The following is a 25,051-nucleotide window of genomic DNA, read 5'->3' on the forward strand; positions in this document are numbered from 1 at the left end:
GAAACAATAGAGCCATGGCCCATTGCAAATACAGCCTCACCGGCGCCCGAATTCTGACCCGTCAAGGGTTTACCTGCGGCCATCTGGTTATCGCTGACGGCGTTCTCGAGGCCTGGTTGCCTTATAACCAATCGCCGCCACGGCCCTGGGTGGATTGCTCCGAACTGACCATCGCCCCCGGCTTTGTGGATCTGCAGCAAAACGGCGGTTACGGGTTGCTGTTTAACGACACCCCCGACGTACAAACCCTTGAAAAGCTTAACGAAGGCAATCTCCACCACGGCACCACCGGCTTTTTGGCCACCCTCATTACCGACGAAGACGCCAAAGTTGGCGCCGCCATCGATGCCGCCCGCCGTTACCAGGGCCAGGGGCTGATTGGCCTGCACCTGGAAGGCCCCTGGCTTAATCCCAACCGTGGCGGCATTCACGATAGCGACCTGATCCGCCCGGTGAGCAACGATTTGCTCAACACCATCATCGAAGCCAAAGACGTGGTCAAACTGGTGACCTTGGCCCCCGAAGTGGTGGATGAAGAGGTTATTCGCACCTTGGCCAATGCCGGTATTAAGGTCTCAGGCGGCCATACCCTCGCCAGTGAGGCGCAAAGCCTGGGCGCCATTGGCGCCGGGATGGATATGGCGACCCACCTTTTTAACGCCATGCCGCCCATCAGCGCCCGCAGCCCCGGCTTTACCGCCACTGCCCTTGACCGCCAGCTTTACTGCGGGTTGGTGGGCGATGGCATCCATGTCAGCAGTGCCAATGTGCGGCTGGCCCATCGCCTCCTGGCTGACAAATTGTTCCTGGTTACCGACGCCACCCCAGCCAGCGGCGCCGATGTCAGGGAGTTTGAATTTGCCGGCAAATCCATCAGTGTCGAGAATGACCGCTGCCTGGGCCCAGATGGCACCATAGGCGGTTCCAACCTCACCATGGACAAAGGCGTACAACGGCTGGTAGCCATGGATATTCCCCTGGCAGATGCCCTGGCCATGGCTGGCGTCACCCCAAGGTTGGCCCTTGGGCTGCCGCGCATTCAACCGGGTATGAAGGCCGAATTGGTGGGGTTGTGCCCGGGCCTCGAAGTCAGAGGCACAGTGCAAGGCCGCCAATTGCTGGAAGTGGCCCGATAAAAAAAGCCGCAAGATGCGGCTTTTTTTATCGGGTTAGGCATCAGAACAGATGATGGCCGAAGCCCCAAATCACTACGCTTACCCCAATCCAGAACTCGGTCACCAACACGCCAATGGCGAAGATGGAGCCAGATACCCTGAGCCCTTCCTCCTTACCGATATTCAGAAAACACGGCACGGCCAGGAACAACAGATACCCGGAATACAGGTAACCCATTGCCGCTACCAGGATGCACAACCACACCAAAGGGTAGAGGGCAATGATGCCGCTTAAGAACATCGGCGTGGCAATGTAACCGGCAAACACCATGCAGCGTTGCAGGCTTGGCCGCTGCGGGTAATCCCGCGCCAGCCAGTGGATAACGGCACCCATAATGGCTACCGCGCCAAGGATGGCGCCATAAAACAGCACCCCCAGCAAAAAGGCCGTCACATGGTCCAGCACGATAGGCCCACTGCCTAAATCCCAACCGAACAGGGTGGTGCCGATAAAGGTACACACCACCGGAATAGCAGCCAGCAACAGTACGTGGTGGCCAAAGTGGTCGGAAATGGACTCGTTTTCCTTGGTGATATCGTGCATCTCACGATCAGGATGTGTAAGAAGCCCCCATATATGACTCATAAAATCACTCCTCTGACACGACCGAAACAGTAGCGGCTCGACGTGGGCCGCTTTAACTCCAAGTATAGTGAGTGATTTTAAAGGGGCGTTTTTAATCCCTTTTCATACAGCATCATGCAAGCCAAAAGCTCTGATACTATGCTGGCAGCCTTCAAAAACACGGAGTCCGGTTATGAGAAACCACATCGACTACATCGAGTTTCCCGCCAAGGATCTGAAAAAAATCAAAGCCTTCTATAGCCAGGTCTTCCAATGGGAATTTACCGATCACGGCCCCGATTACAGCAGTTTTGACGACGGCAAGCTCAAAGGCGGTTTTGCCCGTCAGGACAACTTCATTCCCGCCGGGCGCCCCTTGGTAGTGATCTACCACCCCGAGCTGGAAGCCAAATTGCAGCAGATTGAAGCCGAAGGGGGCCGCATTATTGCGCCTATCTTCAGCTTCCCTGGCGGCCGGCGTTTTCACTTTGCCGACCCGGACGGCAATATGTTGGCGGTATGGAGCGATAAATAAACCATCAACCATGAATAGCCATCTAAAAGGCGGTAAGGGCGAGGCGTGCTGTGGCCTTGGATAACGCCAAAGACAAACCGACCTCGGATATCAGCGAGCCGGCCCGCCAGCGGCAATCCAAAAGCATGGTTATCCATGTTGTCGCCCTTTCCTTGACCAAAACCGCCGACGGCCTTGTTGACCCCAAGCTCACCCTGACCTGGCTACTGGGCGCACTCGGCGCGCCGGCGGCCATGGTGGCCTGGCTGGTACCCATTCGCGAGTCCTTGTCGCTGTTGCCACAAATGTTCGTGGCCAGCCGGATGAGAAAACACGCCATCCGCAAAACCTTCTGGAGCGCAGGCTCGCTACTGCAAGGCCTGGCGGTGCTGGCCATGGGTATCGTAGCCCTGAGCTGTAAAGGCATCCTGGCTGGCGGCCTTATTCTTGCCTTGCTGGCGCTTTTTAGCCTGGCAAGGGGCGTTTGCTCGGTGGCCATTAAGGATGTGCAGGGCAAAACCATTGCCAAAAGCCGAAGGGGTAAAGTCTCAGGCCTGGCAGCCAGTGTCGGCGGGGTCAGTTTGCTGGTCTTTGGCGCGGCCCTGAGCTTGGGTCTTTTAGATAACGCCGAGCAGCAGCTCCTCGGCACGTTGCTGATTGCTGGTGCTGGCCTTTGGCTACTGGCAGCGGCTATTTACCAGCAACTGCCTGAACTTGAAGGGGATGTAGAGAGCGGCGCGCAAGAACACGTCGATATTCGCCACGCCTTTCGAGCGGCCCTTAAGATGGGCAAGTTTCGCCGCTTTTTGCTGACCCGCACCTTGCTGCTGTCGAGCGCGTTGATGACGCCTTTTCTGGTTAGCTTGAGCTTTCAATCGCCCCATCAGCTACGCACCCTGGGCGCTTTATTGCTGGCCTCCGGGCTGGCCGGGTTTATCAGCGGGCCCATCTGGGGCCACCTTGCAGACAAATCCAGCCGCACCGTGCTGTATCTGGCGCCCCTCATCACCGCTGCCACCGGCCTTGGCGCCTGGTGGTTTGGGGGGGCTAGCAGCCTTGGATTTGCATTGCTGATTTTTACCACCAACCTTGCCCACGCGGGCATCCGGCTGGGGCGAAAAACCTATGTCATCGACATGGCCAACCAACACAACAGGGCGGTACTGGTTTCACTAAGCAACACCTTGATTGGTATGATGCTGCTGTTGGCCGGTGCACTCAGCGCATTGCTGGCGAGCATTATCGATACTCGCTGGCTAGTGCTGGGGCTAAGCCTGATTGCCCTCTTGGCAGCCTGGTCGGCATGGACAATGGAAGAAGCTTGATAATGAAGGACAACAACATGGACGCAGAAACAAAAAACTGGGCTATTGCCTGCCACGCCCTGGCATTTGCCGGTTACGTGATCCCCTTTGGTAATCTCATTGGACCGCTGCTGGTCTGGGCCCTCAAAAAAGACAGCTCTCCTTATATCGACCAGCAAGGCCGGGAATCAGTCAATTTCCAAATCACCATGCTGATCGCTTACCTCATCTCCGGCATTCTGGTGCTGGTCTTTGTCGGCATCTTGCTGCTGGCGGTCTGCGCCTTGTTCAACGTCGTGATGGTGGTACTGGCTATTATAAAAACCGCCGATGGCCAGGATTTTCGCTACCCCTTTGCCATACGCTTTCTCTAAACCGTTAAGGAGTCGCCATGAAAGGCCCGGGTATTCCCTTTGTTCCGCCCCTGATACTGATCGCCGGCTTTGGCATTGGCTTGGGCCTTGACCAGCTCTACCCTACTCCCTTAAAACCCCTGGCCTGGCTGCTTATCGGTTTTGGGCTGCTGCTCAGCCTGTGGGCCGTTGCCACCCTGCTGCTGGCCAAAACCCCAGTCATGCCTGGCAAAGCACCCACCCAACTGGTGGTAAAAGGGCCCTATCGGTTTTCAAGAAACCCTCTGTACCTGGGCCTTGCCATTGCCTATCTGGGGCTGGCGCTGTGGCTTGCCAGCCCCTTCGCCCTGGTGATGTTGCCAGTAACCCTTTATATGCTGTGGCTGTTGGTTATCCGTAGCGAAGAGAAGTACCTAGCCGAAAAATTTGGCCAGCAGTACCAGGATTACAAAGCCCGCGTGCGCCGCTGGTACTAAGTCTAACCATTTGTTTTAGAAGAGATCATTTTTCTTCACGTTGTTTAAAGCTCCTTTGAGTCCGCCCTGGGTTATAGCAGAGGCTTCAGGACACACTATCCCACAGGGAGCTTTCATGAAAACACGCGAATGGGCTAGCGGCCTCTGCTTAGCCACCTTGTTAACCGCCTGCGGCGGCAGCGACGGTGACGATACTCCGGTATCTGCCAACCCACCCCCAACACCTGCCCCCGTGGTGAGTGTTGGGGTCTTTGTCGACAGCCCAGTGGCCGGTATCGGTTATCGCACCGCCAGCCAGGAAGGCACCACCAACAGCGCCGGCGAATTTGCCTACGTAGAAGGGGAAAGCGTGACCTTTTTCCTGGGTGATTTGGCTTTCCCGGCAGTGTTGGCCAGCGGCCAGGTGACACCGGCAGATATCGCTGGCGGCGACGACACTACCGCCACCAATATCCTGCAATTGCTGCAAACCCTTGATATGGATGGCAACCCTGCCAACGGCATCAACATCAGTCCGGATGTGGCGGCCACCTTTGCCGGCACCACCCTGGACCTGGCATCAGCCAGCTTCGATATCGAGGTGGGGTCGGTGCTGGCCAGCATCGACCCCGCGCTAACACTGGTATCGGAAAACGCCGCCAAGAGCCACTTCCAAGACAGCCTGCAAAGCCAATTGCGAGGCAGCTGGCTATTTAGCGAAGGGGAAGGCAAACGTAACGTGATGACCTTCCTCGAGGATGGCCTGTACATCATGATCCACGAACACGCCGACGAGCCGGACGAACCCAACGGCCAGACCGCCGGCTCGGTAGAGTTTGGGGAGTATGACTGGGACCCACAAAGCGGTGAGATAACCGTGGTGGCCATCGCCGAGTCCGATGGTTGGGGCGGCCTTTACGACCCCGACGAAGGCAGCTCGGTCAGCACCCTGGTACTAAGCGGCGACAGCTTTCAACTGCAGTTCACCGACGATGCCAGCGATCTTGTCACCTTTACCCGCATCAAAGACCACCAAGATCCCTTGGTTGGCGCCTGGCTCCTCTATGAATACGAAGACGACAACACCAATGTGCTGACCTTCCTACCAGGGGGTGAATACGTCATCGCCCACACCAATAACCAGGAAGACGAGCCGCTTTCAGGGGAGTTTGGTACCTATACCCTGGTAGACGGCATGCTGATGGTCACCGGCGCCAGTGTCGACAGCGACGGGGCCGGCGGCCTTTACAACGCTGAAGATGGTAGCGATCAGTTCAACGAGTTCTTGCAGCGCCACCCTTGGGGCGAACTGACCTTTACCGACGATAACGAAGGCAGCTTTGGCTTTGCCCGCATCGGCACCTTTAGCGCCGAACTGTTCAGCGACGACAACACCGCCACCAAAGACGTGCAGCTAGAGCGCTATCAGGGTTTTGACAACAACAGCGCCTTGGGGGATTGGACGTTGAGCCTGCCGGCCTTGACCGATGAGTCCAGCGCCGTGGAAGCCCGGCTGGTGCTAAATGACAATGGTGTCGGCACCCTGGCGTTAGGAGAAGAGACGACTCAGGAGATATCCTGGCGCATTACCAGCAGTGCCACCCTCTACCTTGAAAGCGGCGGTGACAGCCAGGTATGGCAGTGGACCATAACCAGCATTCGCGGCCCGGCTGGCGCGGTATTGGTTAGCCTTACCGATGCCAATGATGCCGACAACCCAGCCAGTTTCCTGTTGGAAGGGACTCTGGTTGCAACCCTTCCCTGACCCTTGCCATGGCAGGGTGTTTATGGGGGGCTAAATGCCCCCCCTTTTCACGCCGCCCCGCCGTAAGCCTTGCAATCGGCCCACATCATCAAATCTTAAGGAGGTAAGGGCTACTCTTCTTGCAATAAAACAGGCCTTAGTGAAAGCGGTCCCTTAAGCGCCAAGGCCAAAGGCAAAGACCTTGGTGCTATCAACGCGGCCAAGCTTGCCTTATTGAACGTCCCTTTTTTGTGATTAGGGCCGCCGCCAGCCAGGCGCTGGCAGCAAATTCACTTTCTTTCACGTTGATTCAAGACCCTTTTATCCAGCCTTGCGATATAGCTAAGGCAACAAAAACAAGTTGTTAGGGATAGAGGGTGAGAAATGCTTGCAGATGCTCTTGAGCCTCAGGGGCATCAACCAGTTGGCGTAAATGCCTTTCCCGCAAGGCAGGCCAGGGGGCGAAAGCCCTCTTTTTTATCCATGAAAAAAGGCGCCAACTGGCGCCTTTTTCTTTTGGCTAGGGTTAAACCTCGAGGGTTACCACCGGCGCCAGGCTGGCATCGTGCATGAACTCGTTGAGCACGATGATCTGCGCCTTTCTGAAGAAGTTGAACTCGGTGGCGGTGGCCGAGGTGTAGGCCCCCATCATCCGGCCAACAATCAAGTCGCCATTGTTGAGCTTGGGCAGCATGATTTTCTCGGCGATCACATCGATGCTGTCGCAGGTGGGGCCGGCCAGCACCGAGGGGAAACGCTCCCCTTGCCAGTACAGGGCGTCCACCGGGTAGTGGCCGTGGTCAAACAAAATGCCGCTAAACGAGCCGTAGATGCCGTCGTCCAGGTAATACCAGGTTTCGCCATCACGCTCGGCCTGGCCCATCACGGAGGCCACCGAGGTCATGGCCGGGGCCACGATAAAGCGGCCAGGCTCGGCAATTACAGCCACCGCCGCCGGCAGTTCGGCCAGGGCGCTGCGGATAGGCGCGCAAAAACTGTCGATGTCGACGGTGTTGTCGTCATAGCTGACCGGGAAGCCGCCACCGATATCCAGTACCTTCAAGACCGGCAAGCCGCGCTCGGCCACACCGCGGATAACGGCGTTGCAGCGGTTGATGGCGTGCACGTATTTATCGGCGTCCAGGGTTTGTGAGCCGACGTGGAACGACAGGCCGCGAATAGTAATGCCAAGCTCGGCGGCGCGGGTCACGATGGCGTAGGCGCCCTCTTCAGAGCAGCCGAACTTTTTGGACAGATCCGACACCGCATTGGGGTTACGAAAGCTCAGGCGCACCAGCAGCTCGGCTTCATCACGGTAAGGGATGAATTTTTCCAGCTCGTTGATGTTGTCCACCACAAATACCTTGCAGCCATATTCCAGGGCGTCGCGGATGTCGCGGTCGCGCTTGATGGGGTGGGTGTGGATGGTCTTATCAGCCGGCACGCCAAGGTCGCGCACCAGTTCCACTTCACCGGTGGTGGCCAGGTCGAAGCAGGCGCCTTCGGCCAGCAGGGTGCTCACCACAGCCGGGTGCGGCAGGGGTTTGAGGGCAAAGTGCAGCTCAACGCCGGGCAGCGCCGCTTTAAGGGCCTGGTATTGGTGGCGGACGATGTCGCAGTCGAGCATCAGAAAAGGCGCACCGTAGCGGCGGGCCAGAGACTCGATAAGCTCGATTTCGGTGGTGTTTGAGGTAGTTTGTGCGCCGAATGCGTCAGCAACGGATGGAGCAAAGCCTGAGACGGACATAGGGCCTCCCAACAAGAATAAAGACAACAAAAACCACGCTGGGTCGAGCGTTTGTGAGTGCTCTTAGCTAGCAGCCAACAATCACTCCTGGGTAGTTGCTCTTTTGCCTTGTCGTCGAAGCACGATGTACTTGGATTGGCTATCTCCAGAAAGCTGCGCGAATATTAGGGCAAAAAAATTCACACGCAACCGTTTTTTCCTCTACGCAGGCACTTTTTTCATAACCTCAAAATAAGCCTTTGTTTTTAAATGAAATAACAAACAAACCACACTATAAACACAGCAATAAAACAGGGCCGAACCCCCAACCAAGCCAAGCATAACAAGCCACCCAAATCGGATGGATACCCAGCGCGCAGCTTTGCTGAACCTGCCAGGCGATGTCGTTTACAATGGCGTTTTGATTTCACGGCCCAGTAAAACCCATGCAAGGAACCTTACGCTCTCAGATCCACATCGGTGCCAAGGTGTCGGTGGTGCTTAAAGAAGACCAAGGCAGTGGCGCCCTGACCCAAGGGGTGGTGGCGCGCATCCTCACCAACTCGGCCCGCCATCCCCATGGCATCAAAGTGCGCCTCGAAGACGGCCAGGTTGGCCGGGTCAAGGTCATTCACGACTGAGCCCTTGCCCGCCAACCCACCCGTGGTAGGCTGAGCCTTCGTCTTTAAAAATGACACCACACATGGACCCAACCCGTGCGCTGGTGCTGGCCCGCCAGCACCTTTATCAGCCCTGGCAGCAAGGCCTGGCTGGGCTGATTGCCAACCTCGGCGCCCTGCAACTTGATGCCATCCAGGTGATCTGCCGCGCCCATCACCACCAGCTCTATAACCGCCTGCCCCGCTACCAAGAAAGCGCGCTGGCCAGCGCCGAGCAGCGCCGGGAGATATTCGAGTATTGGTCTCACGCCGCTGCCTACCTGCCCATGAGCAGCTACCGTTTTGCCCGGATACGGATGGACCGCATTCGCGAGGGCCAGCGCCACTGGTTTGAAAAAAACGCCAAGCTGTGCCGCTTTGTACTGGATAGAGTGCGCGCCGAAGGCCCGCTCAAAGCCTCGGATTTTGTTAAAGCCAAAGGCGGCTGGTGGCAATGGTCGGACGAAAAAAAGGCCCTTGAGCAACTCTTCCACGAAGGGGAGCTGATGGTCAGCCACAGGGACGGCTTTCAAAAGGTGTTTGACCTGCCTGAGCGCCTACTCCCAAGCTCGGTGGAAACTTGCCGCGCCAGCGACCTCGACTACGGCCGCCATCTGGTGCACTGCTTTATGGCAAGCCAGGGGCTGGGGCGGGTAGAAGAGATAGCCTACCTTCGCCGGGGCGACGGCCCCTTGGTGAAAGCGGCGGTAGCGGCCATGCGCCAAAGTGGCGAGTTGGTGGAAAAGGCCGGCGAGCTGATGCTGGCCAGTGACGCCCAACACGAGCCGCCACCAGCGCCTCGCAAGGTGCGGCTACTCTCCCCTTTTGACCCTTTGGTGCTGCAGCGAAAACGCCTTAACCGCCTCTTTGGCTTTGACTACCAGTTGGAGTGCTACCTGCCCGAAGCCAAGCGCCGCTACGGCTACTTTGGCCTGCCCATTCTCTATGGCGACGCCCTGGTGGGCGTCACCGATCTCAAAGCCGACCGGCCAGCCGGGGTGCTGCGGGTAAAAGCCCTGCACTGGCAGCAAAAGCCCGGCGCCGCCCTTGAGGCCAGCTTTCACAAGGCGCTCAAGGACTTTGCCCGTTTTCATCAATTACCGGAGGTGGCTTTTGTTTGAGCTGATTTACGACTGTCCGCGCTTTGTCATCGTCAACAAGACCCAAGCGGCCAGTTTTCATGCCGAACAAGGGCCGGGATTTTTCGTCGAGGTGGAATCCACCCTCGGCTGCAAGCTCTGGCCGGTGCACCGCCTGGACAAAGTCACCACCGGCCTGGTGCTCTTCGCCAAAGACAGCGACGCCGCCGCCGAACTGGGCCGCCTCTTTGAAGCGCGGCAGATAAACAAGTGTTATCTCGCCCTTTCCGACAAAAAGCCCGGCAAGAAGCAAGGCCTTATTAAAGGCGACATGACCAAGGCCCGCCGCGGAGCCTGGCGCTTGCTGCGCACCCAAGCGAACCCTGCCATCACCCGCTTTGACTCCACGGCCCTTGGCGACGGCCGCCGCCTCTACCGATTGTGGCCGCAAACCGGCAAGACCCACCAGCTGCGGGTGGCCATGAAGAGCCTGGGCGCGCCGATTTTGGGGGACGACTTGTACGGCGGTAGCGCCTTTGAGCGGGTGTGTCTCCACGCCTATGCCCTGTCTTTTGAAGCTTTTGGCGAGCAAGTCACCATTACCGCCGCGCCAGATTTCATTACCCAGGCGCCGCTGCCTTTTGGAGAAGCGCCATGAATCTGCTGGCCGCCATGCAGGCCTTTGTCAAAGTGGCCGAGTTGGAAAGCTACACCCGCGCCGCCGAGCAGTTGGAGATGTCTCGCACCCAGTTGTCAAAACTGGTGAAGCAACTGGAGGCACACCTCAAGGTGCGGCTGTTGCAGCGCACCACCCGGCGCCTACACCTTACCGAAGCCGGCGAGCGCTACCTTGCCCGGGCCCAGGCCATTTTGCAGCAGCTCGATGACGCCGAAACCGAGCTGCACCAAAGTAGCACCCAGGTGTCGGGCCGGCTCAGGGTCAACGGCCCCATGTCTTTTGGCACCCGTTATCTGGCGCCGCTGGTGGCCCAGTTTATGGTTCAGCACCCCGAGCTTGAGGTGCGGCTGGACTTGAGCGACCGCCAGGTAGACTTGCTCGAAGAAGGTTTCGATCTGGCCATCCGCATCGGCGCGTTGGAAGACTCAAGCCTGGTGGCCCGGCCACTGACAAGCTGCCGAATGCTGCTGGTGGCCTCTCCGGCCTATATTGCCGCCAATGGCGAGCCTTTAAGCATTGCCGACCTAGGCCACCACCAGGGGCTTCGCTATCGCGGCTCACGGGGCACCCACTGGCAGCTCGGTGAAACCAGCATCACCATGGCCGGCGCCCTTGAGAGCAACAACGGCGAAGTGCTTAATCACGGCGCCGAAGCCGGCCTTGGCATTGCCTACCAGCCCAGTTTTTTGGTGGATGACAGTATCCGCAGTGGTCGGCTCAAGGTACTGTTGGCCGAGCAGGTGGAGACGCAAATCGGTATTTACGGCATCTACCCGGCCCGCCATCACCTGCCGGCTAAGGTGAGCGTGTTTTTAGACTTCCTGGCGGCCGCCTGGGGCTCCCCTCCTTATTGGGAAAGGACATTGCCCGCAAATAAGAACCAATGATGTTCCGCTCATGGTGATTATCTTCAAATCAATCACACCTAAAGTGAACACCATCTTCCTGACACGAATTTGGAGTGACACCATGAACAGTTACGCCGCATCTCTGCTTCGCATCGCCCTTGGGGTGATGGCCCTGGCCCACGGCTTGATGAAAATCTTTGTCTTCACCCTTCCCGGTACCGTGGGGTACTTCGAATCGGTGGGCTTTCCCGGCTTTTTCGCCTACCTGACCATCTTTGCCGAAGTGGCCGGCGGTAGCGCCCTTATCCTCGGCATTTACACCCGCTGGGTGAGCCTGGCCTTTATCCCGCTGCTGCTGGGCGCCTTGTCAGTGCACGCCGCTAACGGCTGGGTGTTCTCAAACACCGGTGGCGGCTGGGAATTCCCTGCCTTCTGGGCCCTGGCTCTGCTGGTGCAAGCCGGTCTTGGCGGCGGCGCCCTGGTCCTTAACAAGCGTTTCGCCTGAGGCACATACCATGTTACCGAGCCTTTTTATCTCCCATGGCTCCCCGATGCTGGCCCTGACCCCAGGGCCCGCTCGGGATTTTTTAATTGAGCTGGGAACGCGTTATCAGCCTGATGCCATCTTGGTGGTGTCAGCCCATTGGGCCACCCGGGGCCTGGCGGTAAGCCACAGCCAAAAGCCGGAAACCATCCACGATTTTTACGGCTTTCCGCCCATCCTCTATCAGCAGCAATACCCGGCCCAAGGGGCGCCGGCCCTGGCCGAAGAATTGGCCCAAACCCTGGGCGCCACCTCGGTAGAAAGAGGCATGGACCACGGCGCCTGGGTGCCGCTGTCGTTGCTCTACCCCAACGCCGACATCCCGGTGCTGAGCCTGTCTCTGCCCCTTAACTGGAGCAACAGCGAGCTTTACGCCCTTGGCCAGAAGCTCAAGAACCTCAAGGAAAAAAACGTGCTGGTTATCGGCTCGGGCAGCCTCACCCACAACCTTCGCGCCTTGCAACAAGACGGCAGCGCGGCGCCTCCTTGGGTGACGGCCTTTAGCGATTGGGTTGGCGAGCGCCTGGCACAGGGGGATAACGACGCACTGCTCAATTGGCAACAAGGCCCACAAGCCCTTGCCAACCACCCTACCCCAGAGCATTTCCTGCCGCTGTTAGTGGCCATGGGCGCAGGGGGCAAAGCTGAGCTGTTACATCACTCCATCAGCCACGGCATCCTTGCCATGGACTGCTACGCCTTTTCCTGAGCGTCGGCAAAGGCAGCGCGGATTTGCGGCACCTTGTCCACCACTTGGTCAAAGGCCGCCACCACTTGCGGGTCAAAATGCCGGCCCGCTTCTTCTTTGAGAAGAGCCATGGCCTCTTCGATAGACCAGGCCTTTTTGTAGGGGCGCTCTGAGGTCAGGGCGTCAAAGACATCGGCTACCGCCACTATCCGCCCCTCCAGAGGGATTTGCTCCCCCTTGAGCCGGTTGGGGTAGCCGCTGCCGTCGAACTTTTCATGGTGGGTCAGGGCGATTTTGCAGGCCATGGTCATCAGCGGCGAGGTGTCGTCTTTTAAAATCTCGGCGCCAATGGCCGGGTGGGTGCGCATCACCAGCCACTCGCTGTCATCGAGCTTGCCCGGCTTTTGCAAGATGGCATCGGGGATACCAATCTTGCCCACATCATGCATGGGCGCGGCCATGCGCAGCAGCACCGCCCAGTCCTCTGGCATGCCCAGCACCCGCGCCAGCTCATAGGCGTAGTGGCTCATGCGCTGCACGTGCATGCCGGTTTCGTTGTCTTTGTACTCCGCCGCTCGGCCCAAGCGCACGATGATCGCTTCGCGGGTTTCTTCAAGCTCACGGGTGCGCTCACGCACCAGGGCTTCGAGGTTTTTCTCCTGCTGATAAAGCCGCAGGTGGGTGGCCACCCTGGCCCGCACTATGGCCGGGCTGATGGGTTTGGTGATGTAGTCAACCGCCCCCACCGAGAGCCCTCTGGCCTCGTCTTCCACCTCGCCCATGGCGGTGACGAAAATAACCGGCACCCTGTGGGTCAAGGGATCGGCCTTGAGGGCCTGGCAAACGGCGATGCCGTCCATGTCAGGCATCATGATGTCCAACAGGATAAGGTCGGGCCGAGGCTCGGCCTTGGCCAAAGCCAGGGCCTTGGTGCCCTGGGTCGCCACCTTGATGTGGTACAGATCCTTTAACGACTCGCGAAGGATATGCAGGTTCTCCGGCACATCGTCCACCAGCAACAACGTGGCTTCTTTCATGCCTCCTCCAGCAAGGTATCCAGTTCGGCCAGCGCTAGGTCAAAATCAAAACGCTCAAGCCTTGCGCGCAGTTCACTCAGGGTAGCCCCCAGCTCTGGCCGCTCAGCCAAGAGCTGCTCCAAGAGGTCAAGGGCGCTGGCATCGGCCGCTTGCAGGGCCGGGCGCAAAGCGCCAAGGCGCGTTTTGATATGGTCATCAAGGGCGACCAGCATAGCTTGCGGCGGCACCTCGGGCAGCCAAGCGTCAATGGCGGTCAGCAGCCCCGCCATCTCTTCATTAAGGCTGGCCAGAAGCGGCGCCGTGGGTTCGCCGCCTCTGGCGCGGCCTTCAAGCTGGCGCGCCGTTTCAGCCAGGGCGTTGGCGCCGAGACTGCCCAGCAAGCCCTTGAGGGTGTGGAGCTGGCGAAGGTCGCTTTGTGGGTCGGTTGAGGTCAGCATAGCGGGCGCCTGGCTGGCAAAGCGGCTCAGCACTTTGGTGTAAAGCCCGGCATCGTTCATCACCCGCCTTAACCCCTCGCTGACATTTAGCTGTGGATGCTGCGGCCAGTCGGGGGCGGCAACCGGCGCGGCTGGCGCCTCCACTTCGGCCTCCACCCCCAGCCAGCGGGCGATCACCTCGAACATCACCGGCACGTCCAGCGGTTTACCGATATGGTCGTTCATGCCCGCCGCCAGACAGAGGTTCTTGTCGCTGTCCATGACGTTGGCGGTCATGGCGATCACCGGCAAGTCTTGCCACTTGGGCGATTGGCGCAGCCGGCGGGTCGCCTCATAGCCGTCCATGATCGGCATCTGGCAATCCATCAGCACCAGGTCGACGTCGCGGTTGGTCAGGCGATCCAGGGCGTCCTGGCCGTCTTTGGCCACCAGCACCTGAATGCCGGCCTTGGTCAGGAAGCTTTGGGCCACTTCCCGGTTGAGATCGTTATCGTCCACCAGCAGCACCTTCTTACCGGCCAGGGCCGGGTAGCGCAGGCTGTTGCCGTCCGGGGCCCGGCGCACCGGCAAGCGGCCGGTGCCTTCGCCAAGAGCCTCGCAGACCGCATCAAACAAGGTGGAGGGGCTGACCGGTTTAAGCAGCACTTCCTTGACCCCAAGGGGCGTGGCCTTTTGCACCAGGGCGTCGTCGGTAAAGGCCGACACCATCAACATCGCCTTGGGCTGCGTGGGCAGCGCTTTAACCTTCTCGATAAGCTCGATGCCATCCATGCCCGGCATTTGCCAGTCCACCAGCAGCAGCTGCGGCATGGACTGGGTCATCATCTGCAAGGCGCTCTCACCATCAAGGGCGCTACGCACAACAAAACCATAAGCGCTCAGCAGTCCTTCGAGCACTGCCAACTGGGTTTCGTTATCATCCACCACCAGGGCCTGGCAGCCCTGCAAGGCCGCCACCTGGGTCAAGTCGCTCTGGCTGCCTTCGGGCACCAAAGGCAGGGAAAAGCCAAACAGCGTGCCGCGGCCAAACTCGGAGCGCACTTCTATCTCGCCCCCCATCAGTTGGCAAAGCCGTTGGCAGATGGCAAGCCCCAGCCCAGTGCCGCCATAGCGGCGGGTGGTAGAGCTGTCGGCCTGGCTAAAGGCGCCAAAGAGCCGGCTTATCTGATCCGGGGTCATGCCGATGCCGGTGTCGCGCACGCTAAATTGCAGCCAGCCGGGCTTGCTTTGCTGCACCCCGATAACGATCTCCCCCTTTTCGGTGAACTTAAGGGCGTTGGACACCAGATTCATCAGGATCTGGGTCAGCCGGTGGGGGTCGCCCTTAAGCTGATTGGGGCAATCTGGCATCAGATTCAGCACCAGTTCGATATGCTTTTGGGCGGCGGTATCGGCAAAGATGTCCCGCAGGTTGGCCAGGGTATCGTCCAGGCGGAAATCGACATTCTCAATGGACATCTTGCCCGCTTCAATCTTGGAGAAATCCAGGATGTCGTTGAGGATCCGCAGCAGGGTTTTCGAGGCCTGCTGAATTTTCCCCAGGTAGGGGCTGGCCCCTTCTTGCTCTTGGGCCAGTTGTGCAAAGCCGAGGATGGCGTTCATGGGGGTGCGAATTTCGTGGCTCATATTGGCCAGGAAGTCGCTTTTGGCTTTAGAAGCTTGGTCGGCCTCTTCTTTGGCCTCTTGAATTTGCTTCTCCATGGCGCGGCGGGTGTCCATGTCGGTCACCACCAGCACGCTGCGGCCAAGGCTCAGGCTGCGCCACGCCAGCTGCACCCAACGGCCCTTGCCTTGGGCACTGATAAGCTCGCCTTCCCAGGTAAAATCCCCTTCCCCTTTTTGCAACAGCTCCAACTGGCCGCGGATAAAGTGCATGTCTTTAGGCCGGAAAAAGGCGCTGATAAGAGCCCCTTTCAATTGACTGCCAGACAGGCCCAGCAGGTCTGCCAAGGCCGGGTTGGACTCTGCGATTTTGCCGTCTTCACTGACCATGGCAAGGCCGGTAGGCACCTCCTTAAAAATGGCAGTCAGCAGTTGCTCACGCCGTTCCAGGCGTTCTCGTGCCGACTGCCTATCGGCAATATCAAAAATGGCGCCGTCCCATCCCAGCAGCTGGCCGTCGTCGCCTATAACCGGGTCGCCCCGCTCCGCTACCCAGCGCTGGGAGCCAAGGCGGTGCTCAAGACGATACTCAACGGCATAAGGCACCCGGCGCTTGATGGCCTCATCGATGGTCTCTTGGACACGAGCCCTGTCGTCGCTGTGCACAAGGGATAGCAACAAGCGCTCACCTTTAAGAAATTCGTCTTCGCCAAAGCCCGTTAAATCAAAGATATAAGGGTTAATAAACTGGATCTGCCCGCTACCATCAGCGCGGTAGGCCACCCCGGGGAGATGCTCGATAAAGGCGCTAGCAATGGTGGCCTTATCGGAGATTTGTGCGCCTCCCTGCAAGCGGTTAAAGCTCACCGCCAGCTCTTTTAGCTCAGGGGCGCCATGAGGCACCAAGGGCAAGGTCGGCTTGCCTTTTTGCAACTGGCGAAAGCCCCAGGCCAGGGAATAAAGCGGCTTGGTATGAACGCGAATTAACAGCCGCATCGCCAGCAGCGCCAAGCCCAGACAAACCAGCAGGCTAGCCAGATAGGCCCAGAGATTGCGCTGCTGCTCAGGCCCTTGCCAGCGCATGGAAATACCAGTGTGACCGATAGGCAGCGCCGGGCCACTTAACTCTTCATTGAGCTGGTTAAGGGGGTTGCCCTTGGGGCCCAGCAGCTCAGTCTTGCCGTCGCCATTGGCCGCCGCCAACTCGTCGATAGCGATATCGATGGTCATCACTCCCAGTACCGTCTCGCCCCGGAAAATGGGCACCGAGTAAGTGATCATCCAGATGTTGCCGCCGCCGTCGTCAAAATACGGCGTCGACCATCTTGGCTGGCGCACCCTAACCGGCTCGATAAACCATTGGGAGCCGAGGGTGAAGTCGTAGGCTTCACGAAGATCGGTCAGCAATATCTTGTTGCCACTGCGATAGGCGTAGGGAGCCTTGATGGGGCCGGGGGGCTGAAATTCCGGTAAAAAGGCCAGGGCCGAGCCAAACACCATTTTATGGCTGTCGACGTTCTGTTTGACCAAACCGCTGCGAAAGGAAGGGCTGCCAAGGTCGGCCAGCTCCAGGATACGGGCGCTATCTTCGGCTACCCTGGCGGCTTGCTCAATCAGTTCGGTCAGGTGCTCGGCCTTGTGCTCTATGGCCGAGGTGCTTTGGTCGGGGCGACCCAGGGCGACAATCAAGACGGCACACACCGCCAGCACCATCACCACCACCGCAAGGTGACTGGCTAACAAGCGCTGCCTTAACGTTAAGTTCTTTATTGTCATCGTTTTTCCCTGCCGACGGCGATTCAATCAGAATTTAGCAGCAGAAAAATTAAGGGGAAGCAAAAGTGCATAAAAAGTCGGCATGGCGCCGACTTTTTTCAATGAGCGTCCAGTTGATGCTCGGGGGCAGCGGCAATGAAAGCGTCCAGGGCCTCAAGCCGGGCACAGACGGCATTGAGGGTCGGGTACGGCGCCATGTCCACCTTGAAGCGGCGAGCGTTATACACCTGGGGCACCAGGCAGCAATCGGCCAGGGTCAGGGTATCGCCAAAGGCGTAGCGCCCGGCGCTGGCCTCAAGGCGCTGTTCTAAAGCCCTAAAACCGACGGCCAGCCAGTGGCGATACCAGTCGTCTTTTTGGCCGTCGCTCAGCCCCAGCTCCCCTTGCAGGTATTGCAGAACCCGCAAGTTGTTGACCGGGTGGATATCGCAGGCGATGTCCTGGCAAAAGGCCCGCACCCGGGCCCGCTCGGCAGGATTACTTGGCAACAATGCCGGGCCGCCTTGGGTTTCTTCCAGGTACTCCATGATGGCAAGGGACTGGCTCAGCACCAGTTCGCCGTCCACCAGGGTGGGCACCAGTTCGGCAGGGTTTAAGGCCCGGTAAACCGGGCCATGTTGCTCGCCGCCATCTTTGACCAGATGCACGGCGCGCTGCTCGCAGTCAATGCCCTTGATGGCCATGGCGATCCGCACCCGGTAGGCGGCCGATGACCGCCAGTAACCGTAGAGGGTCATCCCTTAACCACCTGCTGGTCGATGGCGCCAAAGAGGCTCTGGCCGCGGGCGTCCAGCATTTCGATACGCACCCGGTCACCAAATTTCATAAAGGGCGTCTTGGGGGCGCCAAATTCCAACGTTTCGAGCATCCGCACTTCGGCCAGGCAAGACGATCCCTTGCTGCGGTCGTAGTTGGAGATGGTGCCGGAGCCGACAATGGCGCCAGCGCCCAGCGGCCGGGTTTTGGCGGCGTGGGCCACCAGAGTGTCGAAGTTGAAGGTCATATCGACCCCGCACTGAGGCTCGCCAAACAGCTTGCCGTTAAGGTGGCTAACCAGCGGCAGCTGCACCTTGCCGCCCTGCCAGGCATCGCCCAGCTCGTCGGGGGTGATGGCCACCGGCGAGAAGCTGCTGGAGGGTTTGGACTGGAAAAAGCCAAAACCCTTGGCAAGCTCGCCGGGGATAAGGCCGCGCAGCGACACATCGTTAACCAGCATGATGAGCTTGATGTGCTGGCCGGCGTCCTCGGCGCTGACGCCCATGGGCACGTCGTCGGTAATGACCGCCACTTCCGCTTCAAAATCAATGCCCCAGTCTTCGCTACCAAGGGCAATGTCGTCACGGGGGCCGATGAAACTGTCAGAACCCCCCTGGTACATCAAGGGATCGGTCCAGAAGGTTGCCGGCATCTCGGCGCCACGGGCCTTTCGCACCAGCTCCACGTGGTTCACATAGGCCGAGCCGTCGGCCCATTGGTAGGCGCGCGGCAGCGGCGAGTGGCACTGGGTTTCGTCAAAGGCAAAAGCGCCGGCCAGCGCGCCCTGGTTAAGGGCGAGGTACATCTCGCTTAGGCGCGGCGCCAGAGCTTGCCAGTTATCCAGGGCATATTGCAGGGTCGGGGCGATGTCTGCCACCTTCACCGCTTTATTGAGGGCCTTGTTGACCACCACCAGGCAGCCGTCGCGGCTGCCGTCCTTGATTGTTGCCAGCTTCACTTGGCCTCTCCCTTCCAGCTGTTCACGTAATTGGCGTTCTCGGTGACCGATGCGGCGTCGCCCACGTCCAGGGCGTCGCGGGTATCGAGCATCACCGCTACCTCGTCGGTGGCCTTTTTCTTGTACTCCATGCCAGCTTTAAAGGCTTTGGGATGCGGCCCGTGGGTAAAACCGGCTGGGTGGAAGGTCATCATGCCGCGCTCGATGTTGTCGCGGCTGAAAAAATCCCCGGCGTGGTAGAACAGCACTTCGTCATAGTCGTCATTGGAGTGGTAGAAGGGCACCTTGAGGGCGCCGGGGTCCGACTCAATAGGCCTTGGCACAAAGGTACAAACCACAAAGCGCGGCGCCACAAAAGTGGTGTGGGCGCTTGGCGGCAGGTGATAGCGGTGGCTCATCAGCGGCCGGATATCGCGCCAGTTAAGGCGCAGCACGCACAGCTCGCCATGCCAGCCGATGGCATCCAAGGGGTTGAACGGGTAGGTAATAACGCTCACTTGGTTGTGGCGTTTCACCTCCAGCTGCCAGCTCTCCTCGCCCTGCTGGGCCTTGAAGGCCTCGTCCATGGCCGGCACATCCAGCACCGCCGGGTCGAAGATGGCTTGCGGCCCCACTAGGCCCTTGTCGGGCAGCTGATAGCTGCCGTTGGTGGCTTCTATCATCAGCACCGTCATCGGGGCCTTGGGCTCAAGGCGCCACATGGTGCCACGGGGGATCATCAGGTAATCGCCGTCACGAAGCGTCAGGTGGCCAAAGTCGCAGAAAAATTCCGCTTCGCCGTCATGAACAAACAGCAGATCGTCGCCGTCGGCGTTACGGGCCAGGCGCTCCATCTTGCCGCTTGGGCGCCACAGCCGGTAACGGCAATGGGCGTTGTGCAAAATTAAATCGGCATGCCAGGGGGAGTTGCCCTCCCCCTTCACTTGGTTGAGATCAAAAAGCCGCGGCCGCAGCGGCCCTTCCCAGCTCACCCAACCGGTGGGGGCATGGCGATGGTGCAAATGGGCGGTGGGGCCGAAAAAGCCCTCTTTTCCCATCTCCCGCTCATAGAGGCCCTCTTCGGGCAGGTCCGCATGGGCCTGGCGCGAATGAATACCCTCACGGTGAGGAATGGACGCCCATTTACGCATCGCTCAGCACTCCGCGGCGAATTTGGTCTTCTTCGATGGACTCGAACAGGGCCTTGAAGTTGCCCTCGCCAAAGCCTTCGTTGCCCTTGCGCTGGATGATCTCGAAGAACACCGGGCCAATCACGGTTTCGGTGAAAATTTGCAGCAAGATGCCGTCTTTGCTGGGCATGCCGTCAATCAGGATGTTGAGCTCCTGCAGGCGAGCCAAGTCTTCGCCGTGGCCGGGCACCCGGTCGTTTACCCGCTCGTAGTAGGTTACCGGGGTGGTCATGAACTTGGTGCCGCGAGCCTGCAGATCGGCCACGGTCTTGTAGATGTTGTCGGTGGTCAGGGCGATATGCTGGATGCCTTCACCGTTGTATTCGCGCAAAAACTCTTCGATTTGCGACTTGTCGTCGGACGATTCGTTGATGGGAATACGAATTTTGCCGCACGGGGCGGTCATGGCCTTGGACACCAATCCGGTGAGCTTGCCTTCGATGTCAAAATAGCGAATTTCGCGGAAATTACCGATGCGCTCGTAAAAATCAGCCCACACCGCCATGTTGCCCTGGTGCACGTTGTGGGTCAGGTGGTCCACTTCGAAAAGGCCGGCATTGGCACGGGCCATGCGCGCCTTGTAGTCGTCGTAGAAATCAAAATCGATGCGGTAGATGTCTTTCTCGCCGTACATGTCCACAAAGAACAGCAAGGACTCGCCGATACCGTAAACCGCCGGGATGTTGAGCTCCATCGGCCCTACCGGGTTGGGGTAGGCTTTGGCGCCGCTGGCCACCGCGTGTTCGAAGGCTTTCTTGGCGTCAGCAACCCGAAACGCCATGGCGCACACCGAGGGACCGTGCTTTTTGGCAAATTCCAGGGCGTGGCTGTGGGGCTGGCCGTTAACGATGAAGTTGATGTCTCCCTGGCGATACAGCCAGGCATCCTTGTGCTTGTGCTTGGCCACTTCGGCAAAGCCAAGGGAGGTAAAGAGGGCTTTGAGCTTCTCAATGCCCTCGGCGTCGGCGGCGGTGTATTCGACAAACTCGAAGCCGTCTGTGCCAAGGGGGTTGTAGGTGGTATCGACTGACATGCTGCATTCCTCGTTGAGTTCAGGTCTTTGCCTTTTCTTTGGTATAACGCGCCGCTCAGCCTGGGGGAACCCCGTGCTTTACGTGCGCGTCAACCAGCAATGCGTCAACTTAGAAATACAGCCGTCAAAACCCCAGCCAGCAGGCCCTGGGGAGCCTCTTGGGGTGGCAACTTTACGCTACAGGGGGTTAGAAACGGTACTGCCAGGTCAGCTCGAGGAAGTCTTCGTCTTCGGCATCCCCAAGGGCGGGGCCCGGAAAAGAGTGGCCGTAGATCGCAGTCAGTAAATGGCCGCGAAGGGGCGTCCAGGTGAAATTGGCAGCAAACTCGGTGCCCACGTAACGCGAACCCGACGAATAAGCGGGGCGCAGCAACTGGCCGGCTGGACCATAGATGCCGTCGCCCTTTTCAAGGCGCCAAAAGAAATCGAGCTCGGTGGTCAGCACCAGAGTCGGGGTCAGGTTCAACCCAAGATAAGGGTGCAAGTTATAGAAGTTGCGCGGCCCCAAGAGCGCCATTTCCGAAAAGTAATTGCCTCTTGGGAACAAGGCGTTAAAAGAACCCAGCTTGTTATCGTTAGGGTTTTTATCGCCGCTGGCAACGTTGGCAGAGAGGCCAAGCTCGGGGGCAAGTGGCGCGCTAAAGCGATAGCGGGTATCGCTGGCAAGGCTCCAGGCGCGAATGTCGCCGCCGTCAAAGCGGCCGAACTGGTAGATAAACTCCCAGTTCCATGACCAGGGGCCAGCGTCGCCAAAAACCCGGGTGCCGAGGGTGTGGCGAAGCTCAACCCCTTGCCCCTGGGCATAGCGGGCATGCTCGTTGCGATAGCCAAGGTAATAAAGGTCAAGGTTGCCGGATAGTGGCCCGCGAGTTGTGCCGTAAAAGCCCCACAGCCCCTGACTGTGATCAACCCGGTCGTCAAAATTGCCGGTTTTAAAGCGCCAAGGCCTTGCCACCAAGCCCTGCCACTGCCAATCGCCGAGCTGCCAGTTCACCACGCCGGCGTCAAAGCGGCGCCGGACATTAGGGCCTTCACGCACATCCAAGAGCCGGCCCGAGCCAAGGTTTAGCTCTTGGCGGCCAAGGGTCAGGCGATAATCCTTCGCCGCATATTGCACAAAAGATTGCTGCACGCTCAGGCGGTTTTGGTCAGGTATCGAAGGCCCGGCCGCCCTGCCGTCGGCAATGGCGCTGGTTACTTGGCCAAAGAGGCGCCAACGGGAGCCAAGGTGCCAATCGGCAAAGCCCACGTAACGCTGCATAAAAACGCCGTGGTCATCCTGCGGATCGCCACCCCAAACAGGATCGTCAGTAAATTCATAGCGATAGCGCACTTCACCGCCCAGGCTCAATAGGCTGTCGGCGGTAGGTCTGAGGCACTTATGGGGGTAACCCTGCGGTTTATCGGCGCACCAGACCGACCAATCCTCGTCTTGGCGCAGCTTTGTCAGCGCCGGTGGCGATAGGATTTGGGCGGCCAATAGCAGGGATACCAGCAGCATCAGCGTCTGCCATCCAGCGCCAAGGTGCCTGGGCCGGTCACCATCAGCAGCACAAAACCGCCAATAATGGCCAGGTGCTCAAGGCTGGTGGTGAGCGCCATGGTGGGGTTGGGCGCGCCCACAGGCCAATGCACCAGCAGCGTCGCCGCGGCGGTAAAGGCCATCAGCAGCAAGCTGCCAAGGCGGGTATAAAAGCCCAGCAACACACTCAAACCGCCGCCCAGCTGCACCACGATGGTGGCGGCGGCAAAAAAAGCCGGCATCGGCAGGCCAAAGCCCACCACTTCCCGCTGGGCTTCGGCCCAGTCAAAGAGCTTGTCAAAACCGCTGAATAAAAACACGGCGCTCATCAAGACGCGCACTAAAAGCAGATAACCGTTCACCGCAAATCCTCGTTTAAGAAAAAGGCCCTGTGTGACAGGGCCTTGGCAAGATTAAAATGCGAAACAAGAGCAACCGAAAGCACCCCAGAAGCCTTGATAATCGCTGACCGGGACATCAGAGAACCGCGCCTTGTTGTGATCATGGCCGTGCACGGAACAAGAGCCGCAACACTGGTGCATGGTGGCTTGGATCTCGGCCAGGTTGGGGCGCCAGTGGCCCGGCACCATGGCCACCGGGGACCAGTCCGGCAGCACCGGCACCACTGGCGGCGCCAGTTTGTTGAACTCGTCAGAGCCGTGCACCACTTTGCCGCCGACAACCGTCAACACCGACTCAATCCACTTGATCTCTTCCTCGTCGATACGGAAGTAATCGCTGGACAGCGCCACCATATCGGCCAGTTGCCCCACCTTGATTTGGCCCTTCTTGCCTTGCTCGGAGGAGAACCAGGCGCTGCCATGGGTAAAGAGCGCCAGGGCTTGTTCGCGGTCCAAGCCTTCGGGGTAGAGGTTGAGGCCACCCACGGTTTTGCCTGACACCAGCCAGTAAAGGGAAGTCCAGGGGTTGTAACTAGACACCCGGGTGGCGTCGGTACCGGCGCCTACCGGCACCCCTTCGGCCAGCATCCGTTTGATGGGCGGCGTCTGCTCGGCGGCTTTAGGGCCGTAACGGTCAACAAAGTACTCGCCCTGGAAGGCCATGCGGTCTTGGATGGCAATGCCGCCGCCCAAGGCGCGAACCCGTTCAATGTTCTGGGGGCTGATGGTTTCAGCGTGGTCAAAGAACCAGGGCAAACCGTCGAAGGGAATGTCGCGGTTCACCTTCTCGAATACATCCAGCATCCGCGAGATGGACTCGTCGTAGGTGGCATGCAGGCGAAACGGCCAGCGCTCGGCCACCAGGTGGCGCACCACGGGCTCCAGCTCTGCTTCCATGCTGGGGGCCAAGTCCGGCCTTGGCTCGAGGAAGTCTTCAAAGTCGGCGGCGGAGAACACCAGCATTTCGCCAGCACCGTTATGGCGCAAAAAGTCGGTACCTTGGCCCGGCTTAACCTGCTTGGACCAGTTTTGAAAATCCGCCAGCTCTTCCTTGGGCTTTTGGGTAAAGAGGTTGTAGGCAATGCGGATGGTCAGTTGATCGGCATCGGCCAACTCTTGGATAACCTGGTAGTCGTCGGGGTAGTTTTGAAAACCGCCCCCGGCATCAATGGCGCTGGTCACCCCGAGACGGTTTAGCTCGCGCATAAACTGGCGGGTGGAGTTGACCTGGTATTCCAGCGGCAGCTTGGGCCCCATGGCCAGGGTGGCGTAGAGGATCATGGCGTTGGGCCGCGCGATCAGCATACCGGTGGGGTTACCACTGGCATCACGGACAATTTCACCGCCCGGCGGGTTGGGGGTGTTTTTGTCGTAACCCACCACCTTAAGGGCGGCGCGGTTCAGTAGCGCCCGGTCATAAAGGTGCAGCACAAACACCGGGGTGTCGGGCGCGGCGCGGTTAAGCTCGTCAATGGTTGGCATACGGCGCTCGGCGAACTGGAACTCGTTCCAGCCCCCTACCACCCGCACCCATTGGGGCGTGGGGGTGCGGTCGGCCTGGGCTTTGAGCATGGCCAAGGCGTCGCTCAAAGACGGCACGCCCTCCCAGCGCAGCTCCAGGTTGTAATTGAGGCCACCGCGAATAAGGTGCAAGTGCGAGTCGTTAAGGCCGGGAATGACGGTTCTGCCTTGCAAGTCCACCACTTCGGTTTCCTTGCCGCAGAACATCATGGCATCGGCGTCATTGCCCACCGCCAGGAAGCGCCCGTCTTTGATGGCAACAGCGCTGGCCTGGGGTTTTTCCCTATCCACGGTATGGATGCGGCCATTTTTAAAAATTACATCAGCATTCATCGAACATTCCTCTTCAACGCACCTGGCTAACCAGGAAAAGTAAAATACAACCAGGGAAGGACCGCCTTTAACGCGGCGGCTTTTCTGAGGCGATGGGGTATGGGGTGTGCCCGCAGCAGAGAAGACACAAAGAGAAAGCCGGCGCGGCAAGCACTCGAAAAGTTAAAGGGGCG

Annotated in this window: 23 protein-coding genes; 12 read left to right on the plus strand and 11 right to left on the minus strand. The window is 59.1% G+C overall.

What is annotated here, in order from left to right; genetic code table 11:
• Positions 1–14 precede the first annotated feature (14 nt).
• Entirely contained in the window at positions 15–1,136 is a 1,122-nt protein-coding gene (gene nagA, locus EDC28_RS03670; RefSeq protein ID WP_123420711.1) for an N-acetylglucosamine-6-phosphate deacetylase, read from the plus strand.
• 40 nt (positions 1,137–1,176) lie between these two features.
• Here nagA and EDC28_RS03675 read toward each other — a convergent pair whose 3' ends face one another.
• Positions 1,177–1,761 carry a Yip1 family protein gene (locus EDC28_RS03675; RefSeq protein WP_050658603.1) on the minus strand — a complete coding sequence of 195 codons (585 nt, stop codon included), beginning with the start codon at positions 1,759–1,761 and terminating at the stop codon, positions 1,177–1,179.
• 172 nt (positions 1,762–1,933) lie between these two features.
• Between EDC28_RS03675 and EDC28_RS03680 the strand changes: the two genes are divergently transcribed.
• From EDC28_RS03680 to EDC28_RS03700, 5 genes are all read left to right on the plus strand, one after another.
• Positions 1,934–2,275, plus strand: coding sequence for a VOC family protein (locus EDC28_RS03680; protein WP_050658604.1), 342 nt, complete (start codon positions 1,934–1,936; stop codon positions 2,273–2,275).
• A 56-nt stretch (positions 2,276–2,331) separates the two neighbouring features.
• The gene (locus EDC28_RS03685) at positions 2,332–3,579 is read left to right on the plus strand and encodes an MFS transporter (protein ID WP_148049798.1); all 1,248 of its coding nucleotides are present in this window, start codon (positions 2,332–2,334) and stop codon (positions 3,577–3,579) included.
• Positions 3,580–3,596: 17 nt separating this feature from the next.
• Entirely contained in the window at positions 3,597–3,932 is a 336-nt protein-coding gene (locus tag EDC28_RS03690) for a DUF4870 domain-containing protein (protein ID WP_244946534.1), read from the plus strand.
• Between the two features lie 17 nt (positions 3,933–3,949).
• The gene (locus EDC28_RS03695) at positions 3,950–4,387 is read left to right on the plus strand and encodes a methyltransferase family protein (protein ID WP_123420714.1); all 438 of its coding nucleotides are present in this window, start codon (positions 3,950–3,952) and stop codon (positions 4,385–4,387) included.
• A 115-nt stretch (positions 4,388–4,502) separates the two neighbouring features.
• A complete protein-coding gene (locus tag EDC28_RS03700; protein WP_123420715.1) occupies positions 4,503–6,131 on the plus strand; it encodes an adhesin in 1,629 nt (542 codons plus the stop codon).
• A gap of 505 nt (positions 6,132–6,636) precedes the next feature.
• Here the strand turns inward: EDC28_RS03700 and EDC28_RS03705 are convergent.
• Positions 6,637–7,857 (minus strand): type III PLP-dependent enzyme, encoded by a 1,221-nt coding sequence (locus EDC28_RS03705; RefSeq protein WP_123420716.1) that lies wholly within the window; start codon positions 7,855–7,857, stop codon positions 6,637–6,639.
• Positions 7,858–8,282: 425 nt separating this feature from the next.
• Here EDC28_RS03705 and EDC28_RS03710 point away from each other — a divergent pair, with 425 nt between their 5' ends.
• The 6 genes from EDC28_RS03710 (at position 8,283) to EDC28_RS03735 (ending at position 12,354) form a co-directional block, all read left to right on the plus strand.
• A complete protein-coding gene (locus EDC28_RS03710) occupies positions 8,283–8,477 on the plus strand; it encodes a YwbE family protein (protein ID WP_050658609.1) in 195 nt (64 codons plus the stop codon).
• Between the two features lie 62 nt (positions 8,478–8,539).
• Positions 8,540–9,616 (plus strand): winged helix-turn-helix domain-containing protein, encoded by a 1,077-nt coding sequence (locus EDC28_RS03715; RefSeq protein WP_244946535.1) that lies wholly within the window; start codon positions 8,540–8,542, stop codon positions 9,614–9,616.
• Positions 9,609–10,232 (plus strand): TIGR01621 family pseudouridine synthase, encoded by a 624-nt coding sequence (locus EDC28_RS03720; RefSeq protein ID WP_123420718.1) that lies wholly within the window; start codon positions 9,609–9,611, stop codon positions 10,230–10,232. The genes EDC28_RS03715 and EDC28_RS03720 overlap by 8 nt, the downstream gene beginning before the upstream one ends.
• Entirely contained in the window at positions 10,229–11,140 is a 912-nt protein-coding gene (locus tag EDC28_RS03725) for a LysR family transcriptional regulator (protein WP_123420719.1), read from the plus strand. The genes EDC28_RS03720 and EDC28_RS03725 overlap by 4 nt, the downstream gene beginning before the upstream one ends.
• Before the next feature lie 82 nt (positions 11,141–11,222).
• Complete coding sequence (locus EDC28_RS03730) at positions 11,223–11,606, plus strand: DoxX family protein (protein WP_050658613.1); 384 nt, start codon at positions 11,223–11,225, stop codon at positions 11,604–11,606.
• 10 nt (positions 11,607–11,616) lie between these two features.
• Positions 11,617–12,354 (plus strand): dioxygenase family protein, encoded by a 738-nt coding sequence (locus EDC28_RS03735; RefSeq protein WP_123420720.1) that lies wholly within the window; start codon positions 11,617–11,619, stop codon positions 12,352–12,354.
• Here EDC28_RS03735 and EDC28_RS03740 read toward each other — a convergent pair.
• The 9 genes from EDC28_RS03740 to EDC28_RS03780 form a co-directional block, all read right to left on the minus strand.
• Positions 12,339–13,370 carry an HD-GYP domain-containing protein gene (locus EDC28_RS03740; protein WP_123420721.1) on the minus strand — a complete coding sequence of 344 codons (1,032 nt, stop codon included), beginning with the start codon at positions 13,368–13,370 and terminating at the stop codon, positions 12,339–12,341. The genes EDC28_RS03735 and EDC28_RS03740 overlap by 16 nt on opposite strands.
• The gene (locus tag EDC28_RS03745; protein WP_170164014.1) at positions 13,367–17,152 is read right to left on the minus strand and encodes a response regulator; all 3,786 of its coding nucleotides are present in this window, start codon (positions 17,150–17,152) and stop codon (positions 13,367–13,369) included. The genes EDC28_RS03740 and EDC28_RS03745 overlap by 4 nt, the downstream gene beginning before the upstream one ends.
• A gap of 131 nt (positions 17,153–17,283) precedes the next feature.
• The gene (gene maiA / locus EDC28_RS03750) at positions 17,284–17,922 is read right to left on the minus strand and encodes a maleylacetoacetate isomerase (RefSeq protein ID WP_050658617.1); all 639 of its coding nucleotides are present in this window, start codon (positions 17,920–17,922) and stop codon (positions 17,284–17,286) included.
• A complete protein-coding gene (locus EDC28_RS03755) occupies positions 17,919–18,899 on the minus strand; it encodes a fumarylacetoacetate hydrolase family protein (protein WP_050658618.1) in 981 nt (326 codons plus the stop codon). The genes maiA and EDC28_RS03755 overlap by 4 nt, the downstream gene beginning before the upstream one ends.
• On the minus strand, positions 18,896–20,029 hold the full coding sequence (locus EDC28_RS03760) for a homogentisate 1,2-dioxygenase (protein ID WP_123420723.1): 1,134 nt from the start codon (positions 20,027–20,029) through the stop codon (positions 18,896–18,898). Before EDC28_RS03760 ends, EDC28_RS03755 begins: the two co-directional genes overlap by 4 nt.
• Positions 20,022–21,101: a 4-hydroxyphenylpyruvate dioxygenase gene (hppD, locus tag EDC28_RS03765; RefSeq protein ID WP_050658620.1), complete on the minus strand. Its 1,080-nt coding sequence runs from the start codon at positions 21,099–21,101 to the stop codon at positions 20,022–20,024. Before hppD ends, EDC28_RS03760 begins: the two co-directional genes overlap by 8 nt.
• A gap of 187 nt (positions 21,102–21,288) precedes the next feature.
• Complete coding sequence (locus EDC28_RS03770; RefSeq protein WP_123420724.1) at positions 21,289–22,602, minus strand: alginate export family protein; 1,314 nt, start codon at positions 22,600–22,602, stop codon at positions 21,289–21,291.
• Positions 22,602–22,985, minus strand: coding sequence for a DoxX family protein (locus EDC28_RS03775; RefSeq protein WP_123420725.1), 384 nt, complete (start codon positions 22,983–22,985; stop codon positions 22,602–22,604). Before EDC28_RS03775 ends, EDC28_RS03770 begins: the two co-directional genes overlap by 1 nt.
• Positions 22,986–23,036: 51 nt before the next feature.
• Entirely contained in the window at positions 23,037–24,878 is a 1,842-nt protein-coding gene (locus tag EDC28_RS03780; protein WP_050658623.1) for an amidohydrolase, read from the minus strand.
• Between the last annotated feature and the right edge of the window lie 173 nt (positions 24,879–25,051).

It is taken from the genome of Gallaecimonas pentaromativorans, assembly GCF_003751625.1.
In the GTDB taxonomy this organism is placed as follows: Bacteria; Pseudomonadota; Gammaproteobacteria; order Enterobacterales; family Gallaecimonadaceae; genus Gallaecimonas; species Gallaecimonas pentaromativorans.